Genomic DNA, 18,138 nt, shown 5'->3' on the forward strand with positions numbered 1-18,138 from the left:
TCCCCCTCCCCTTTAGCGTTTACTGCTTTCACGCCAATCGATTGCTTAAAACAATTGCCCCCCTGAATGTGACTGTTAGAATGCCGATAAATATGACGTTCACCATCAGGAAATGTTATGAAACCAACCACTATCTCACTGTTGCAAAAGTGCAAACAGGAGAAAAAACGCTTCGCCACTATTACGGCTTACGACTACAGCTTCGCTAAGTTATTTGCCGACGAAGGCATCAACGTGATGCTGGTGGGCGACTCGCTGGGGATGACCGTTCAGGGCCATGACTCCACCCTTCCTGTTACCGTTGCGGATATCGCCTATCACACGTGCGCGGTACGTCGCGGCGCACCGAACTGCCTGCTGCTTTCTGACCTGCCGTTTATGGCGTACGCGACGCCGGAGCAGGCCTTTGAAAACGCGGCGGCGGTGATGCGCGCCGGGGCGAACATGGTCAAGATTGAAGGCGGCGCATGGCTGGCGGATACCGTAAAAATGCTCACCGAGCGTGCCGTTCCGGTCTGCGGTCACCTGGGGCTGACGCCGCAATCGGTCAATATTTTCGGCGGTTACAAGGTTCAGGGGCGTGGTGACGCCGGGCAAGCGCTGCTTGATGACGCGCTGGCGCTGGAAGCCGCGGGCGCACAGTTGTTGGTGCTCGAATGCGTGCCGGTTGAACTGGCAAAACGCATCACTGACGCGCTCACCATTCCGGTGATCGGCATTGGCGCGGGCAACGTGACTGACGGTCAGATTCTGGTGATGCATGACGCTTTCGGCATCACCGGCGGTCATATTCCGAAATTTGCCAAAAATTTCCTTACCGAAGCAGGCGACATGCGCGCCGCGGTGCGGCAGTATATTGCCGAGGTGGAGTCCGGCGTCTATCCGGGCGAAGAACACAGTTTCCATTAAGGAGTTTTGTTGTGTTGATAATTGAAACCCTGCCGCTGCTGCGCCAGCATATCCGCAGAGCCCGCCAGGAAGGAAAACGCATTGCGCTGGTTCCAACCATGGGCAACCTGCACGACGGTCATATGAAGCTGGTTGATGAAGCGAAAGCCCGCGCCGATATCGTGGTGGTCAGCATCTTCGTTAATCCGATGCAGTTCGACCGCCCGGACGATCTGGTGCGTTATCCGCGCACGCTGCAGGAGGACTATGAGAAGCTGAACAAACGTAAAGTCGATTTTGTTTTCGCGCCGGCAGCCGATCAAATCTACCCGCAGGGCACCGAAGGCCAGACGTATGTTGATGTTCCAGGTCTTTCCACCATGCTGGAGGGCGCCAGCCGCCCGGGCCATTTCCGCGGCGTTTCCACCATCGTCAGCAAGCTGTTTAACCTCGTTCAGCCGGATATCGCCTGTTTCGGTGAAAAAGATTTTCAGCAACTGGCGCTGATCCGCAAAATGGTGGCCGATATGGGCTACGACATTGAAATCGTCGGCGTACCGATTATTCGCGCCAAAGACGGTTTAGCCCTCAGTTCACGCAATGGTTATTTGACCGCGGAGCAGCGCAAAATCGCCCCGGGTTTATACAAGGTCATGTGTGAGATTGGTGAAAAACTGCAGGCCGGCGAGCGCGAACTGGATGAAATGATCGCCCTTGCGGAAAAAGCCCTGAATGAGAAAGGCTTCCGCGCCGATGATATTCAGATCCGCGACGCCGACACCCTGCTTGCGCTGACGGAAACCAGCCAGCGGGCGGTCATTCTGGTGGCCGCGTGGCTGGGACAGGCGCGCCTGATTGACAACCAGACGGTAACATTAACCCAGTAGACAGGGGTTAAAAATCGGGCAATACTGCCTGAGAAAATTCTCAAGGCAGGGCGCGCCCTGCCGGGTTAACGACAGTACATACTCATCAATCTTCTCAGGCGTCCTGTACAGGGACAGCCTGAATGATGACGAATATTTTAAGGTAGACGTTATGATTCGCACTATGCTGCAGGGCAAACTCCACCGCGTGAAAGTGACTCAGGCGGACCTGCACTATGAAGGTTCCTGCGCCATCGATCAGGATTTCCTTGATGCCGCCGGGATCCTCGAAAATGAAGCTATCGATATCTGGAATGTATCGAATGGCAAACGCTTTTCCACCTATGCAATTGCCGCCGAGCGCGGTTCGCGCATTATCTCCGTCAACGGCGCGGCGGCGCATTGCGCCAGCGTGGGGGATATTGTGATCATCGCCAGCTTCGTCACCATGTCCGACGAAGAAGCGCGCCGCTGGCGGCCAAATGTCGCCTACTTTGAAGGCGACAATGAAATGAAACGCACCGCAAAAGCCATTCCGGTTCAGGTTGCCTGATATCTACCCCTGCGGCTGATTGCTGATCAGCCGCGACATCGTCTCCAGCGAGTCCGTTCTCAGGATGTACAGGCGCTTCAGCAATAACGGATTATCTCCCGGCTTAACCTTCCCTTTTACCGTCGTCACCGCCAGATGAAATCCGGCGTCTTTCGCGGCCTTAACCGCCGTCGCGTTATAACCGCCAAACGGATACGAAAGGTAACGCACCTGCGGCGTAAACTGCGCCAGCGCCCGGCGTGACCGTTTGAAATCAAACAGAATATTATGGTGGCTGCGGCTTAACAGAATGGGATGACGATAGCCATCAACCCGATGCAAAAAGTGGGTATGCGACTGAAGGTCAAAAACATCACGGATGTGGTTAAGCTCGGAAACACTCATAAACTGTAGCGAACGTGGATCCCACTTCTGCGGTCGACCTTTTATGCGCGAGGTGATAATGAACGCGGTGGCCTTCATGCCGTACTGCTTCAACACCGGATACGCATAGCGGCTGACGGACTTGAGACCGTCATCAAAGGTAATGACCACCGCCTTCCCGGGCAGGTTCATTTTATTGCGCACATACCCTTCAAGCTGCGCCATCGTCAGCGTGGCGTAACCCTGGTCCCGCAGCCAGGTCATCTGGTTACTGAATGCCCGCACGCTGGTGGTTGTCGAAGTATGACGAAAGCGGGTGTTTTCTTCATCACGCAGAATGTGGTGGTAAGTGAGCACCGGCAGCCCCTTGTCCTCCTGGGCATCCAGCGCGCTTATCCAGGCCAGCCGCTCGCCAATGCGGATTTGATACCAGGTCTGGTTAAGCCGATCCTTCAGCTTACTGATGACGGGATAACGTACGTTTTCCGCCAGCACGCCAAACGGCGCGCTGCCCACATTCGGGGCGTTGTAAACGGGCGTCGCTTTCCAGGTCACCAGGTTTTGGTTACTGAGTGGCTTATTGAGATCGCCTAAGCTGTCTTCAACCCGCTGCTTGCCCTGTACCGGCGCCAGGTGCCCTTTATCGATAAAGCCGGTTCCGAAGCCAAATGAAAATTCATAATAGTCAGCCGCCACGGGGATGACCGCAAGGATTTGCCCGGCGCGAATGTTCCCCACCGTTATCATTTTGTCGCCAATCTGCGCCCAGATCGCCGCATCTTCGGTGGTTTGCATATAACGGGCAGGCAACGCCGCGCTGACGACTGTAGAGACACACAGCAGCAGAAAGAGAAGGTATTTTTTCATGACACGAACCGGGAAAGAGACAACGCGAGGATTGTATCAATTCATCTCAGTGATCAAAATGACCCAGCGCCTGTCCCGTCAGGCGCTAGCAGTCATACAGATCGTGCAACAGCACAAACGGTGGATTCTTTTGCTGCTGATGCCAGAGACTGGTTACCTCCGGCGCGCCACGCGACACAATATGATGGCGAAACGCCTCGCTGCTCATCGTTGCGCGGAAGGGGAGCATCTGCTCCAGCAAGGGAAAATGGATGCCAGAAATGACTTCACAACGGGGATGTTTGTGGCTCATCAGTGACGCCACCCGATACGGCGCAGCACCAGACGTATCGGTTAAAAAGATGACGCCGTCGCCGGTATCCGTTTCGTGCAGCGCATCGCACAACATCCTGCTCAGCATGTTGGCGCTCAGACCGCGCCAGAAATTCACCGCCCGGCATTGCGCCAGTGGGCCATATTTCGTTTCCAGACGCTCCAGCAGTTCCTCTGCTTTATCGTCATGACAGGTAATCACCCAGCCTAACATTGTTTGCCTCCTTAGCAGGCAAGTAGTTTATCAGGGTGATAAATAGAGAATGATGACAGCGGTCAAATGTTATCCCCTCCCCGAACGGAGAGGGGAATGAGGCCATTAGCTACGCAGGCCGCGACCGCGCTGGATCAGCGTCCAGCAAAGCAGATAAAACGCGACGATAAACACCACCAGCACACCGAACGTGGTCACCAGCGGCACATCGTGAATGCCGAGGAAACCGTAGCGGAAGCCGCTGATCATGTAGACGATAGGGTTCAGATGCGACAGCCCCTGCCAGAACGGCGGCAGCAGCGTCAGGGAGTAGAACACCCCGCCCAGATAGGTCAGCGGCGTCAGCACGAAGGTTGGGATCAGGCTGATATCGTCGAAGGTTTTTGCAAACACGGCGTTAAGCAGACCCGCCAGCGAAAACAGTACTGCGGTCAGCACCAGCGTCAGCGCGACAAACACCCACGAATGCACCTGAAATGGCACGAAGAACAGCGAAATCGCCGTCACCAGAATACCCACGCATAAACCACGCGCCACGCCGCCGCCGACAAACCCGGCGATGATGACATGGGTAGGCACCGGCGCCACTAGCAGTTCTTCGATGTTGCGCTGAAACTTGGCGCTGAAGAACGAAGAGGCAACGTTCGCGTAGGCGTTGGTAATGACCGCCATCATGATCAGGCCCGGCACGATAAACTGCATGTAGCTGAAGCCATGCATTTCGCCGATTCGCGAACCGATCAGGTTACCAAAAATAATAAAATACAGCGTCATGGTGATAACGGGCGGCACCAGCGTCTGCACCCAGATGCGCATGAAGCGATGAATTTCTTTCGCCCAGATACTTTTCAGCGCGACCCAGTAAAGCTGCATCATGCGCGATCTCCTTGTTTTTCATGAACCAGTGACACAAACAGCTCCTCAAGGCGGTTCGCTTTGTTACGCATGCTCAATACCTGAATGCCCTGCTCGCTGAGCTGGCTGAACACGCTGTTGATCCCCTGTTCGCGCAGGACTTCCACTTCCAGCGTGGAGGTATCCACCAGCCGGTACTGATAGCCGTTCAGCTTTGGCAGCGGGCTTTTCGGCGCCAGGTCGAGAATGAAGGTTTCGGATTTCAACTTCGACAACAGAGTCTTCATTGAGGTGTTTTCCACCAGCTCGCCATGCTGAATAATACCGATGTTGCGGCACAGCATTTCCGCTTCTTCCAGATAGTGGGTGGTGAGAATGATCGTGGTGCCTTTGTCGTTTAAATCCTTCAAAAAACCCCACATTGAGCGGCGAAGCTCAATATCCACCCCGGCGGTTGGCTCATCAAGAATCAACAGTTTCGGCTCATGCATCAGGGCGCGGGCGATCATCAGGCGACGCTTCATCCCGCCGGATAACATCCGCGCGCGTTCGTTACGCTTCTCCCATAAATCGAGCTGTTTCAGATACTTTTCGCTGCGCTCGACCGCTTCTTTACGTTCGACGCCGTAGTACCCCGCCTGATTCACGACAATTTGCTGCACCGTCTCAAAAGGGTTGAAGTTAAACTCCTGCGGCACCAGTCCCAGCTGGCGTTTGGCGTTGACAATATCTTTTTCAAGATCGTAGCCAAACACGCTAACGCGCCCGGACGTTTTGTTAACAAGCGAACTGATGATGCCGATGGTGGTCGACTTTCCTGCCCCGTTTGGTCCCAGAAGCGCATAAAAATCACCCGCTTCGACCTGCAAATCGATACCGCGCAGCGCCTGAACGCCCCCCGGATACGTTTTTTTAAGTTGTTGAAGTTCCAGTGCAATGGTCATAAATTTTTACTTACCTTACGTTCTTACACTTTATATGTGGTTTAAATAATCGCGGAGTTGCCCTATATTAGCCCAACGCACTTATTTGGTTACAGGTCGTTAACCTCCATGAAAGACATAGATACACTCATCAGCAACAATGCACTATGGTCAAAAATGCTGGTGGAAGAGGATCCCGGATTTTTTGAGAAACTGGCGCAAGCGCAGAAACCGCGCTTTCTATGGATTGGATGTTCCGACAGTCGCGTTCCCGCAGAACGTTTAACCGGACTCGAGCCGGGCGAATTATTTGTTCACCGTAATGTGGCCAACCTGGTCATCCACACCGATCTCAACTGCCTCTCTGTGGTGCAGTATGCCGTCGATGTGCTGGAAGTTGAACACATTATTATCTGCGGCCACTACGGATGTGGCGGCGTGCAGGCGGCGGTTGAAAACCCGGAACTGGGTTTAATCAACAACTGGCTGCTGCACATCCGCGATATCTGGTTCAAACATAGCTCATTGCTCGGTGAAATGCCGCAGGAGCGTCGGATGGACACCTTGTGTGAGCTGAACGTAATGGAACAGGTGTACAACCTGGGCCATTCCACCATCATGCAGTCGGCGTGGAAGCGCGGTCAGAAAGTAACGATTCACGGCTGGGCGTACGGTATTCACGACGGGTTGCTGCGCGATCTGGAAGTGACGGCCACCAACCGCGAGTCGCTGGAACAGCGGTATCGTCAGGGCGTGTCTAACCTCAGTAAGAAACACATCAATCACCGCTAATTGACCATGCCGGGCGGCAACGCCATCCGGCATGTCTTCGCTTACTCGTCCAGCAGAACCACTTTACCGACATATGGCAGATGGCGATAACGCTGCGCGTAATCAATGCCGTAGCCCACCACGAACTCATCCGGAATCGAAAAACCGATAAATTCCACCGGCACGTTCACTTCACGACGGGAGGGTTTATCCAGCAGAGTGCAGATCGCCAGCGATTTCGGTTCGCGCAGCCCCAGGATCTCACGCACTTTCGACAGCGTATTCCCGGAATCAATAATATCTTCCACAATCAGCACGTCTTTGCCGCGAATATCTTCGTCCAGGTCTTTGAGGATTTTCACGTCTCGGGTAGTAGACATGCCGCTACCGTAGCTGGAGGCGGTCATAAAATCGACTTCATGAGATACCTGCACTTCACGGCACAGGTCCGCCATAAACATGAATGACCCCCGCAGCAGACCCACCAGCACCATTTCACTGCCGCTGTCTTTATAACGTTCAGTAATCTGACGACCCAGTTCGGCAATACGCGCTTTGATCTCCGCTTCAGGGATCATGACTTCTACAGTATGTTTCATATCTCTAACCATATGATTTAAAAACAAATCACTCAATGCCTGCTCCAGATGAACCGGCATCGAAATGCAAGGCACGCAGTATACCAGTAAAAGTATTTATTCGCGGCATCTGTTGATAAAGCTCATTTTGTGATGACGATCACACATGTTAAATCCTATAATTAATTGCTATTAAAAATTTAACAAATTGAGATGGTGTCTTTTTATGGCTGAAAACAATGCACGTTCGCCACGGCTTCTCGTGACGCTAACGGCCCTCTTTGCCGCGCTCTGCGGGCTGTATTTACTGATCGGCGGCGGCTGGCTGGTCGCTATCGGCGGCTCCTGGTACTACCCGATCGCCGGTCTGGCGATGCTGGGCGTCGCCTGGCTGCTCTGGCGCAGCAAGCGCTCCGCGCTGTGGCTGTATGCCTCTCTGCTGCTCGCCACTCTGATCTGGGGCGTATGGGAAGTCGGCTTCGACTTCTGGGCGCTGACGCCGCGCAGCGACATTCTTGTCTTCTTCGGCATCTGGCTGATTTTACCTTTTGTCTGGCGTCGCCTGATAATTCCTTCCGGCGGCGCGGTCGCCGCCCTGCTGGTCGCCCTGCTGATCAGCGGCGGGATCCTGACCTGGGCGGGTTTCAACGATCCGCAGGAAATTGACGGCACGCTCAGCGCCGAGTCGACGCCAGCCGAACCTATCTCGCCGGTGGCTGACGGTGACTGGCCTGCCTACGGGCGCAACCAGGAAGGCCAGCGCTATTCACCGCTGAAGCAGATTAACGCCGATAACGTTCACAAGCTGAAGGAAGCGTGGGTGTTTCGTACCGGCGACCTGAAGCAGCCGGACGATCCGGGCGAACTGACTAACGAAGTCACGCCTATCAAAGTGGGTGACACGCTGTATCTGTGCACCGCCCACCAGCGACTGTTCGCGCTGGATGCGGCGACGGGGAAAGAGAAATGGCATTACGACCCGGAACTGAAACCGAACGAGTCTTTCCAGCACGTCACCTGCCGCGGCGTCTCCTACCATGAAGCGAAGGCCGACACAGCCTCTCCGGAAGTGATTGCCGACTGTCCGCGCCGCATCATCCTGCCGGTAAACGATGGACGTCTGATTGCGCTGAACGCGGAAAACGGCAAGCTGTGCGAAACCTTTGCCAACAAAGGCGTGCTGAACCTGCAAACCAATATGCCGGATCAAACGCCGGGTCTGTACGAACCGACCTCGCCGCCAATCATTACCGATAAAACGATTGTGATTGCCGGGTCGGTCACCGATAACTTCTCCACCCGCGAAACGTCCGGAGTGATCCGCGGTTTCGACGTTAACAACGGTAAACTGCTGTGGGCGTTCGATCCAGGTGCGAAAGATCCAAATGCCATTCCTTCGGATGAGCACACCTTCACCTTTAACTCACCGAACTCGTGGGCGCCTGCGGCCTATGATGCGAAGCTGGACCTGGTTTATCTGCCGATGGGCGTCTCCACGCCGGATATCTGGGGCGGCCACCGTACGCCGGAGCAGGAACGCTACGCCAGCTCCGTTCTGGCGCTGAATGCCACTACCGGTAAGCTCGCGTGGAGCTATCAGACCGTTCACCACGATCTGTGGGATATGGACCTGCCCGCTCAACCGACGCTGGCGGATATTACCGTCAACGGCCAGACCGTGCCTGTTGTCTACGCCCCGGCGAAAACCGGCAACATTTTTGTCCTTGACCGTCGTAACGGCAAGCTGGTCGTCCCGGCGCCGGAAACCCCGGTACCGCAGGGCGCCGCAAAAGGCGACTACGTCACCAAAACCCAGCCGTTCTCCGAGCTGAGCTTCCGTCCGACGAAAGATTTGACCGGTGCGGATATGTGGGGCGCCACCATGTTCGACCAGTTGGTGTGCCGCGTGATGTTCCACCAGTTGCGCTATGAAGGTATCTTCACCCCGCCATCTGAGCAGGGTACGCTGGTGTTCCCGGGTAACCTCGGGATGTTCGAATGGGGCGGTATCTCCGTCGATCCCAACCGTCAGGTGGCGATTGCCAACCCGATGGCGCTGCCGTTCGTTTCGAAGCTGATCCCGCGTGGTCCGGGTAACCCGATGGAGCAGCCGAAAGACGCCAAAGGCACCGGCACCGAGTCGGGTATTCAGCCGCAGTACGGTGTGCCCTATGGCGTGACGCTGAATCCGTTCCTGTCACCGTTTGGTCTGCCGTGTAAGCAACCGGCCTGGGGGTATATCTCAGCGCTGGATCTGAAAACCAACGAAATCGTCTGGAAGAAACGCATTGGTACGCCGCAGGACAGTATGCCGTTCCCGATGCCGGTTCCGGTTCCCTTTAATATGGGAATGCCGATGCTCGGCGGCCCCATCTCAACCGCCGGTAACGTGCTGTTTATTGCCGCCACTGCCGATAACTACCTGCGTGCTTATAACATGAGCAACGGGGAAAAACTGTGGCAGGGTCGTCTGCCCGCAGGGGGCCAGGCGACGCCGATGACCTATGAGGTCAACGGTAAGCAATACGTGGTGATTTCCGCCGGGGGTCACGGTTCGTTTGGTACGAAGATGGGCGACTATATTGTCGCGTATGCCCTACCGGACGGCGAGAAGTAACGCTTATGCCCGGGTAAGGCCGGGCATACCGCCGGGGGCGCAATCACAGCCGCCCCCGGCATTTTTATACGGTAAATCCTAACATCATCCCCGTATCTTCATGTTCCAGCAGATGACAATGCGCCATATAAGCATGTTCTTTTGGCGCGTCGTGATCGAACTTCACTAACACTTCACTCACCCCGCCTTCAACCCGAACCGTGTCCTTCCATCCGCGGCGATGCGCCACTGGCGGCTGTCCATTTTCTGACAGAATACGGAACTGCGTACCGTGAATATGGAACGGATGCAGCATCATGTCGCCAACGCCAGAAATCACCCAACGCTCATGTTGTCCTTTGCTGGCGGCAAACATCGGTTTGTTCATGTCAAAGGCGACGCCGTTGATCATATTGGCATTGTGGAAGTCAACATGCCCGCCGTGGTTCATCTTCTCCATACCGCCGTGCTGCATATGGCCCTTATGCCCCTGCATCTGGCCATGATTCATACCCGACATCGCCTGCGGACCATACTTTTTCATCAGCAATTGCATGCCCATCATGTCAAGCATCGGGTCCATAGATAGCTGCAATTTACGTACGGTCAACCCGTCAAGCGACGGCAGGGCTGGCAATGTCGCGAGCGTGTCCGGCAGCGTCCCGGAGGCGTTTACCGCCACTGGCTGAATGCGCATCACCGGGTGCGGCTTATCAAACGGCGCGACCGCCATCCCCATCTGGCTGACGGGCAGGGTCACAAGGTCGAACGGCTTACCGTCGCTCACGTCCACCAGCACCTCAAAGCGTTCGCCCATCAACATCGGCAGTTCAGCCACTTTTACCGGTTCAGGCAACAGGCCGCCATCGCTGGCAATGACATAGAATGGACGCTTATCGCTGGTCGCAAAATTAAGCGAACGGGCGTTACAACCGTTGAGCAGACGCAGACGCAGCCAGCCGCGCGGCGCAGCATGTTGTGGGTAAAGCGCCCCATTGGTCAGCAGCGTATCGCCAAACCATCCGACGGCGGCAGTCATGACGTCCAGTTGATAGTCTATCTGCCCGGCGTCGGTAAAGCGCTTGTCCTGAACAATGACCGGCACATCGTCAATGCCCCACTGTTTCGGCAACAGCAGTGTGTGGATCTCGTCGTCTTCAATCATCACCAGACCGGCCAGCCCCATCGCCACCTGACGCCCGGTTTTGCCATGCTGATGGGGATGAAACCAGCAGGTCGCCGCGCGCTGTTCGGGCGTAAAGGTCACGGTGCGTTTTCCCCCGGCGGGAATAATGCCCTGCGGGCCGCCATCCACGTCGCCGGGCACTTCCAGCCCATGCCAGTGCACCGTGGTCTCTTCCGCCAGTTGGTTATGAATATCCACCGTCACCGTTTTACCGCGCTGTAATTTCAGGGCCGGACCAAGCACGTTGCCGTTATAACCCCAGGTCGTCGCCGTCTTCCCGGCAAACGTTGACTGCCCTGCCTGAATCGTCAACGAGAGACGATGACGGGCATCGGGAGTCAGAAGATTCGGAATGGGAAGCGCAGGGCGCTCAGCGGCAAAAACAGCGCGGCTCCACAGCGGCAAAGCCGACGCCACCCCAAGCGCCACAGAATATTTTAAGAAATCACGACGTTGCATAATCACTTCCTTATTTTGCAGCAGGCGAAAACAGCCCAATCCTTGAGCATAGACCCTCCCCTTACGGGAAGGTCAAGTTTATGACATCACGCTGAACAATAATAAAAGTCGTCGCCTTGCCAACAGTGTGCTAACGTTTAGTTTCCGTGATGCCGTGGTAGAAGCAATGAAGACGTTTTTCAGAACCGTGCTGTTCAGCAGTCTGATGGCTGTTTGCGCGAACAGTTATGCGCTCAGTGAATCTGAAGCCGAAGATATGGCCGATTTAACAGCCGTTTTTGTTTTTCTGAAAAATGACTGCGGCTACCAAAATTTACCCAACGGGCAAATTCGGCGCGCGCTGGTCTTTTTTGCTCAGCAAAACCAGTGGGACCTCAGTAATTACGACTCCTTCGATATGAAATCGCTCGGCGAAGACAGCTATCGCGATCTGAGCGGTATCGGTATTCCCGTCGCTAAAAAATGCAAAGCGCTGGCGCGCGACTCGCTGAGCCTGCTCGCCTACGTCAAATAAAATCATGCTACCCTGTTGTTGACATCATGACCGTGCATCCGCGGTCATAGTTAGCTATTATGTTGCGCCCTTTTTAACGGGTGTTAACAATGGAGGTATCAACCTTTGGCCGACAAACAGCAGTGGCATGAAACGCTACACGACCAGTTTGGACAGTACTTTGCCGTCGATAACGTGCTTTATCACGAGAAGACCGAACATCAGGATCTGATCATCTTCGAAAACGCCGCCTTTGGCCGCGTCATGGCGCTGGATGGGGTGGTGCAAACTACCGAGCGCGATGAGTTCATTTATCATGAAATGATGACACACGTTCCGCTACTGGCCCACGGCCACGCGAAGCACGTGCTGATTATTGGCGGCGGCGACGGTGCGATGCTGCGTGAAGTCACCCGCCACAAAAACGTTGAAACCATCACCATGGTGGAGATCGATGCGGGCGTGGTCTCTTTCTGCCGACAGTATCTGCCTGCGCACAACGCTGGCAGCTATGACGATCCGCGTTTTACCCTGGTGATCGACGACGGCGTTAATTTCGTCAACCAGACGCAGCAAACCTTTGATGTGATCATCTCCGATTGCACCGATCCGATCGGCCCCGGCGAGAGCCTGTTCACCTCGGCGTTCTACGAAGGCTGCAAACGCTGCCTGACCCCCGGCGGGATCTTTGTCGCCCAGAACGGCGTATGTTTCCTGCAACAGGACGAAGCTGTCGACAGCCACCGCAAGCTCAGCCATTACTTCGCCGACGTCGGGTTTTATCAGGCAGCCATTCCCACCTATTATGGCGGCATCATGACCTTCGCCTGGGCGTCCGATAACGACGCGCTACGTAGCCTGTCGACCGAAATCATCCAGGCGCGTTTCCACAGCTCAGGTCTGAAGTGCCGCTATTACAACCCGGCTATCCATACAGCAGCCTTTGCCTTACCCCAGTATCTGCTAGACGCACTGACCGCCTCGTCGTCCTAAGGAGAAGATAAGAAATTGAAAAAACTGAAACTGCATGGCTTTAACAACCTGACCAAAAGTCTGAGTTTTTGTATTTATGATATCTGCTACGCCAAAACCGCCGAAGAGCGCGACGGCTACATCGCCTATATCGATGAACTGTATAACGCCAATCGTCTGACCGAAATCCTGTCAGAAACCTGCTCCATCATTGGCGCCAATATTCTGAACATCGCCCGTCAGGACTACGAACCGCAGGGCGCCAGCGTCACCATTCTGGTGAGCGAAGAACCCGTCGATCCGCGGCTTATCGATAACACCGAGCATCCAGGTCCCCTACCGGAAGCAGTGGTCGCCCATCTCGATAAAAGTCACATCTGCGTGCATACCTACCCGGAAAGCCATCCGGAAGGCGGTTTGTGCACCTTCCGCGCGGATATCGAAGTGTCAACCTGCGGCGTGATTTCCCCGCTTAAAGCGCTAAATTACCTGATCCACCAGCTTGAGTCCGATATCGTGACCATCGACTACCGCGTTCGCGGCTTTACCCGCGACATTAACGGCATGAAGCACTTCATCGACCATGAGATCAACTCCATTCAGAACTTTATGTCTGAAGACATGAAGTCGCTGTATGACATGGTGGACGTCAATGTGTACCAGGAAAATATTTTCCATACCAAAATGCTGCTTAAAGAGTTCGATCTTAAGCACTATATGTTCCATACCCGACCGGAAGATCTGACCGAAGCCGAGCGCAAAGACATTACCGCAGCGCTCTGGAAAGAGATGCGTGAGATTTACTACGGGCGCAATATCCCGGCGGTGTAACGTTTACCAACGTGCCGGATGGCGTCATCCGGCAAATCGGTTCTGCGTTTCGCCCGAAGTGTTTCACCCAATATGGACATGGCCGTGGTCGGCCCCGCCAGGGACGATGGGCGCTATCTGACAGTGATATGGAAGCGCAGGCGGCAAGATTAGGCCCCGGTCTGGCCTATGTCCCCGAGGAGTAAGTTCGAGAAGATTTAGCCCACGGCAGGCTTATCCGGACGCTACAGAACCACCGTTTGGGCCTGGAAGGGGCGTTTTTGTATTATCCGCGTCGCAACGTGTCGCCCGCCCTGAGAGCGGTGATCGCTCCCTTTAAAATTCAGGCTGTACCAGCGTAAGAGCCACGGAGTGGGCTTTCAGTTCAGCCTGGACAGGGAAGGGCAGATTCACATCGGTCACCACATCGGTAAAACGGCTCAGCGGCGCTACGTTGAACAGCGAATGCGCGCCATATTTGCTGCTGTCGGCCAGCAGAACCTTGCGTTGGGCGTTAGCGATAATCTCCTGCTTCAGCCCTGCTTTGTCTTCCGTCGGCGTCGTGACGCCCTTTTCCATACTCCAGGTGTTACAGCTCATGAAGGCGATATCGGGATAGACGCTACGCAACATTTTGCGACCAAACTCGCCGATGCAGGACTGACTGCTGTCATCAATGCGGCCACCCACAATGGTGACTTCAATCTGGCGAAACTCGGACAAAAACAGGGCGATATGCAGATCGACGGTGATCACCCTGAGCGGCAGATGAGTCAGGCATTTTGCCAACTCCAGCATGGTGGTGCCGGCGTCCAACACCACTGCGTCGCCCGCCTGTACCATTGAGGCGGCAAAACGCGCGATCGCCCGCTTTTCAGCAGGCGATCGTAATTGCTTTTCATTGGTTGTGGGTTGCGCCGGTTCAAAACGCCGCAGAGCAACACCGCCGTGGCTGCGGCTGATCACGCCCTGTTCATCCAGCTTGATCAGATCGCGTCGGATCGTCGCGGGCGATGCTTCTACCGCATCTACCAGCTGTTCCACGGTCACCAGCGTATGATTTTTCAAATACGCCACAATCTTATCCAGACGGTGTTGTCCTTTCATAACAGGAAATTACGCCAGTTGCATTGCCAGTTTAATCGATACGGCCATGCTCTCAGATTTTGCTTTTCCCGTCCAGGCGATATCAAACGCCGTCCCGTGATCGGCAGAGGTACGAATAAACGGCAGACCGGCGGTGATGTTCACGCCATCATAGAAACCGAGCAGTTTGAGCGGAATATGCCCCTGATCGTGGTACATCGCCACCACCATGTCATATTGGCCTTCGTACGCCTGTAAAAACACGGTGTCCGGCGGACATGGGCCGTAAACGTCTGTTCCCTTCGCCTTCATGTTTTCAATGGCTGGCGACACGATGCGAATTTCTTCATCGCCAAACAGACCGTTTTCACCTGCATGGGGATTGACCCCGGCAACGGCGATGCGCGGTTGGGCGAAACCAACACGCTTCAGGAAGCGATCCGCGATGCCGATGACCGTCTCCACGCGTTGTCCGTTGAGGGTGTCGAGAAACTTGCGTAACGCAATATGGGTCGAAACGTGAATCACTTTCAGCTTGTCGGTGTAAAGCACCATCGCATAGTCACGGCTTTCGGTCAGCGTCGCCAACAGTTCGGTATGTCCCGGGTAATGATGCCCCGCCAGATGCAGCGCTTCTTTATTCAGCGGCGCGGTGGCGATGGCGTGTACATCGCCTTTCAGTGCCAGCTCTGTCGCACGTTTTACGCAACGGTAGGCCAGATCGCCCGCCTCGGCCTGCACTTTACCTGGCTCCAGCGCCTCCGGCTGCGCCAGCGGCTCGTCGATGACGTGAATCACGCCCGGCGTAAATCGCGCCTGCGTGACACCGTCAATCGCGCGAAAAGTCACCCCTTCCGCCAGCCCTTTGGCCTGCAAACGTTTGAGGGTTTGCAGGCATCCCACCACCACCAGCGGCGCGCCGTTAAGTTCATCTTCACAAAGCGCTTTGACAATGATTTCCGGACCGATACCCGCCGGATCGCCCATCGTAATCGCAATTGTTTTAGTTACCACTGTACATCTCCTCAATAAAATAAAGCGCATCACAAAGGGTGCTGTCTGAACCGAATCCGCCTGCTTTCGTGATCACCGGAAGGTCGTCGATTTCGCTGTTCACAAACGTCCCGCAGGGAATGCAGGGCGCGACCTCGCTCTGGATGCGATAGCCTTCCGCGCCAAGCGCGCTGGCAACCGCAGTGGCGATATCTCCTCCGGTCAGGAACAGCCCGCCAATACGCGCCTGTTCGATAATGCGCAGCGTAATGGTCCCGAGGCGTTGGCTGAGCATCTCACCAAGCTGCTGGCGGCTCACGCCTGCTTCAGTACACAGCGCGTCGATCATCTGCCGATCGTCCGCGCTCCGGCTGGTGCGGAGAATCGTGTGCTGCTGGCGGCCGAGCAGCGCGCAGGCCTGCTCCACCACCGCGGCGATTTCCTGTTCGGCCTGCGCCGAAATCAGCCGTGAGGCATCAATGTCCACCACGCTGGCGCGCGCCTGGCAGAGCGCTTTTTCAACCTGCCGCCGCGTGGCTTCGCTCATCGACCCCGCCACCACCAGCACCGGAAGTTCCTGCTTCTCCTGCATGAACATTCTGACCGGTAGCGCGTTCGCCAGTCCGGCAGCGCCGACCAGCAGCGGCAGCGTAGCCTGTTCACAAATAGCCTGGGCAATCAGCGACAGATCGCGATCTTCTACCGCATCGACCACCACCATACATTCCCCCTCGGCGGCAAAAGCCCTCAGCAACGCGCTGACCTGTCCGCGTCGCACGTCATCGAGCGACACGTCATGTACCGGGATATCGCTTTGTAGCGCAATCAGCTCCGCAATGCGCGAGGAGAGAATCGGCGTTTTCGGATCGCTGGCAAATTCGGTTTCCAGTAGCGGCGTACCGTTGACCAGGCATAATCCGTCACGGGTGGTGCGCCCGGCAGCGGGGATCGCCGCCGCGATCACCGCCAGCGTCCGGTTGGCGGCTCGCATCGCCGCCGTCACTTCCGCGCCAACGTTGCCGCGAAAGGTGGAATCAATTTTCTTGTATACCAGCGGGAGCGTCTCACCTTCGCACCAGGGCGCTAACGCCTGCGCTACCGCTTTCGCCGCCTGCTCTGCGGGTATCGCGCGGCTTTCGGTGTTGATAACCAGCACATCGGCACGACGCGAGGGCTTTTGCTCCGGCGTCAGCATCACCTCAGTGCGCGCCCCTTTCTTCGCCAACTGCACGCCGGTATCGTTAGAGCCCGTAAAGTCGTCGGCGATAACGATCATCTTCATGCTTTTTTCTCCTCAGCGACCTGACGCGCCTGCTTTTTGGCGACCCACGAAGTCAGGACAGGCGTCAGAATCGCGGTTGTGATCACCGATGCGGCAATCAGCGGGGCGGCAGCGGCAGCTACTTCCGCCAGCGACGGGTCTGCCTGGGCAATCGCCAGTGGCGTCGCCACCGCGTTCCCGGCGGTGCTGGAGGCCGCCGCGCCGGCAATGCCGGTTCCCCCCACCAGACGGTCGGCGCGAATGTTAAAGAAACCGCCGACGAAGGTGGTCAGTACGCCAAGCAGAATGCCTGCCAGACCGCCCTGCAGCAGCATTTCAAGGTTGATCCCCGCACCCAGCGCAAACGCGAAGAATGGGATCAACAGTGGCCCCCCTTTGGTCAGGAAGTCGCGCATGTTGGGATCAAGGTTACCGAGGATCATCCCCACCACCAGCGGAACCAGCACCGCGACCAGCGCCATGATCGGTATGTTCGCCATACCCGCCGCGCCCAGCGCGATCATCGTAAAGAACGGCCCGTCATTCAGAGACAGAATGGAAATAGCGCCGACATCACGCTCGTTGCCAAACTCCCCCACCAGCGCCGCGTAAAGCCCGCCGTTTGAGTTACTCATCGCCGCAATGATCGCCACGCCGCTTAAGCCGAAGATCCCTTCCGCACCAAACAGATGCTCAATGCCCAGGCCAATCGCAATGGCGACCAGCAGTTTGGTCAGGGTTATCGTACCGCCCTGCAACAGCGCCTGAGGTGCGGCTTTCACGCTAATCCCCGCCCCCATACAGAGCAGGAAGGCGCCAATCAGCGGCGCCGCGCCGTTTTTGAACAGCGCGGTGGTGAACCCGCCAATCTCCAGCGCCTGTGGGGCAAAGGTATTGATAATGGCGCCGATCACCAGTGGCACAACCATCATGCCGCCGGGTACGCGTTCTATTGCCTTTTTGATGTTCATGGTCTTCCCGCCTGTTGTTATGTTGTGATTAAATAAAATCACAAAGATTATATTTAATCAAATCTAAAGCACAAACGCGCCAGATCACAGATTCAAAATGATTAATAAAAATCAATAAGGA

Annotated in this window: 18 protein-coding genes and 1 pseudogene; 9 read left to right on the forward strand and 10 right to left on the reverse strand. The window is 55.7% G+C overall.

The window, feature by feature from the left end:
- Window positions 1-117: 117 nt before the first annotated feature.
- The 3 genes from panB (at window position 118) to panD (ending at window position 2,307) form a co-directional block, all read left to right on the forward strand.
- Window positions 118-909 carry a 3-methyl-2-oxobutanoate hydroxymethyltransferase gene (panB, locus tag OOJ60_RS14315; protein WP_060570017.1) on the forward strand — a complete coding sequence of 264 codons (792 nt, stop codon included), beginning with the start codon at window positions 118-120 and terminating at the stop codon, window positions 907-909.
- 11 nt (window positions 910-920) lie between these two features.
- Window positions 921-1,775 carry a pantoate--beta-alanine ligase gene (panC, locus tag OOJ60_RS14320; RefSeq protein ID WP_205612760.1) on the forward strand — a complete coding sequence of 285 codons (855 nt, stop codon included), beginning with the start codon at window positions 921-923 and terminating at the stop codon, window positions 1,773-1,775.
- A gap of 151 nt (window positions 1,776-1,926) precedes the next feature.
- The gene (panD, locus tag OOJ60_RS14325) at window positions 1,927-2,307 is read left to right on the forward strand and encodes an aspartate 1-decarboxylase (protein ID WP_042289947.1); all 381 of its coding nucleotides are present in this window, start codon (window positions 1,927-1,929) and stop codon (window positions 2,305-2,307) included.
- Window positions 2,308-2,310: 3 nt separating this feature from the next.
- Here panD and OOJ60_RS14330 read toward each other — a convergent pair whose 3' ends face one another.
- The 4 genes from OOJ60_RS14330 to OOJ60_RS14345 form a co-directional block, all read right to left on the reverse strand.
- Entirely contained in the window at window positions 2,311-3,537 is a 1,227-nt protein-coding gene (locus OOJ60_RS14330; protein ID WP_205612761.1) for a polysaccharide deacetylase family protein, read from the reverse strand.
- Window positions 3,538-3,622: 85 nt separating this feature from the next.
- Window positions 3,623-4,063, reverse strand: coding sequence for a PTS sugar transporter subunit IIA (locus OOJ60_RS14335; RefSeq protein ID WP_042289954.1), 441 nt, complete (start codon window positions 4,061-4,063; stop codon window positions 3,623-3,625).
- Window positions 4,064-4,168: 105 nt separating this feature from the next.
- Window positions 4,169-4,939: an ABC transporter permease gene (locus tag OOJ60_RS14340; RefSeq protein WP_042289957.1), complete on the reverse strand. Its 771-nt coding sequence runs from the start codon at window positions 4,937-4,939 to the stop codon at window positions 4,169-4,171.
- Entirely contained in the window at window positions 4,936-5,862 is a 927-nt protein-coding gene (locus OOJ60_RS14345) for an ABC transporter ATP-binding protein (RefSeq protein WP_042289958.1), read from the reverse strand. Before OOJ60_RS14345 ends, OOJ60_RS14340 begins: the two co-directional genes overlap by 4 nt.
- 108 nt (window positions 5,863-5,970) lie before the next feature.
- On the opposite strand from OOJ60_RS14345, the gene can reads away from it, so the two are divergent.
- Entirely contained in the window at window positions 5,971-6,633 is a 663-nt protein-coding gene (can, locus tag OOJ60_RS14350) for a carbonate dehydratase (protein ID WP_042289961.1), read from the forward strand.
- 41 nt (window positions 6,634-6,674) lie between these two features.
- On the opposite strand, the gene hpt is transcribed toward can, so the two are convergent.
- Window positions 6,675-7,211: a hypoxanthine phosphoribosyltransferase gene (hpt, locus tag OOJ60_RS14355; RefSeq protein ID WP_042289964.1), complete on the reverse strand. Its 537-nt coding sequence runs from the start codon at window positions 7,209-7,211 to the stop codon at window positions 6,675-6,677.
- Between the two features lie 205 nt (window positions 7,212-7,416).
- Between hpt and OOJ60_RS14360 the strand changes: the two genes are divergently transcribed.
- Window positions 7,417-9,807, forward strand: coding sequence for a glucose/quinate/shikimate family membrane-bound PQQ-dependent dehydrogenase (locus OOJ60_RS14360; RefSeq protein WP_205612762.1), 2,391 nt, complete (start codon window positions 7,417-7,419; stop codon window positions 9,805-9,807).
- 64 nt (window positions 9,808-9,871) lie between these two features.
- Here OOJ60_RS14360 and cueO read toward each other — a convergent pair whose 3' ends face one another.
- Window positions 9,872-11,431, reverse strand: a complete 1,560-nt coding sequence (gene cueO, locus OOJ60_RS14365) for a multicopper oxidase CueO (RefSeq protein WP_205612763.1) — start codon at window positions 11,429-11,431, stop codon at window positions 9,872-9,874.
- Between the two features lie 166 nt (window positions 11,432-11,597).
- Between cueO and OOJ60_RS14370 the strand changes: the two genes are divergently transcribed.
- The 4 genes and pseudogenes from OOJ60_RS14370 to OOJ60_RS14385 form a co-directional block, all read left to right on the forward strand.
- Window positions 11,598-11,945 carry a YacC family pilotin-like protein gene (locus OOJ60_RS14370; RefSeq protein ID WP_042289971.1) on the forward strand — a complete coding sequence of 116 codons (348 nt, stop codon included), beginning with the start codon at window positions 11,598-11,600 and terminating at the stop codon, window positions 11,943-11,945.
- 105 nt (window positions 11,946-12,050) lie between these two features.
- Complete coding sequence (speE, locus tag OOJ60_RS14375) at window positions 12,051-12,917, forward strand: polyamine aminopropyltransferase (protein WP_042289975.1); 867 nt, start codon at window positions 12,051-12,053, stop codon at window positions 12,915-12,917.
- Between the two features lie 15 nt (window positions 12,918-12,932).
- A complete protein-coding gene (speD, locus tag OOJ60_RS14380; RefSeq protein WP_199956904.1) occupies window positions 12,933-13,727 on the forward strand; it encodes an adenosylmethionine decarboxylase in 795 nt (264 codons plus the stop codon).
- A 92-nt stretch (window positions 13,728-13,819) separates the two neighbouring features.
- Window positions 13,820-14,068, forward strand: a pseudogene (locus tag OOJ60_RS14385) (LysR substrate-binding domain-containing protein); the annotation flags it as partial.
- Here OOJ60_RS14385 and OOJ60_RS14390 read toward each other — a convergent pair.
- The 4 genes from OOJ60_RS14390 to OOJ60_RS14405 are packed head-to-tail and all read right to left on the reverse strand — an operon-like array spanning window position 14,043 to window position 18,017.
- Window positions 14,043-14,813 carry a DeoR/GlpR family DNA-binding transcription regulator gene (locus OOJ60_RS14390; protein WP_042289980.1) on the reverse strand — a complete coding sequence of 257 codons (771 nt, stop codon included), beginning with the start codon at window positions 14,811-14,813 and terminating at the stop codon, window positions 14,043-14,045. The pseudogene OOJ60_RS14385 and the gene OOJ60_RS14390 sit on opposite strands and share 26 nt — an antisense overlap.
- A gap of 9 nt (window positions 14,814-14,822) precedes the next feature.
- Window positions 14,823-15,806, reverse strand: coding sequence for a D-threonate 4-phosphate dehydrogenase (locus tag OOJ60_RS14395; RefSeq protein WP_082636854.1), 984 nt, complete (start codon window positions 15,804-15,806; stop codon window positions 14,823-14,825).
- Window positions 15,796-17,067, reverse strand: a complete 1,272-nt coding sequence (gene dtnK, locus OOJ60_RS14400) for a D-threonate kinase (RefSeq protein ID WP_205612764.1) — start codon at window positions 17,065-17,067, stop codon at window positions 15,796-15,798. The genes OOJ60_RS14395 and dtnK overlap by 11 nt, the downstream gene beginning before the upstream one ends.
- Window positions 17,064-18,017: a 2-keto-3-deoxygluconate permease 1 gene (locus tag OOJ60_RS14405; RefSeq protein WP_205612765.1), complete on the reverse strand. Its 954-nt coding sequence runs from the start codon at window positions 18,015-18,017 to the stop codon at window positions 17,064-17,066. The genes dtnK and OOJ60_RS14405 overlap by 4 nt, the downstream gene beginning before the upstream one ends.
- Window positions 18,018-18,138 lie beyond the last annotated feature (121 nt).

Origin of the sequence: Citrobacter sp. R4, from assembly GCF_026719175.1 — a bacterium.
Classification (GTDB): domain Bacteria; phylum Pseudomonadota; class Gammaproteobacteria; order Enterobacterales; family Enterobacteriaceae; genus Citrobacter_A; species Citrobacter_A sedlakii.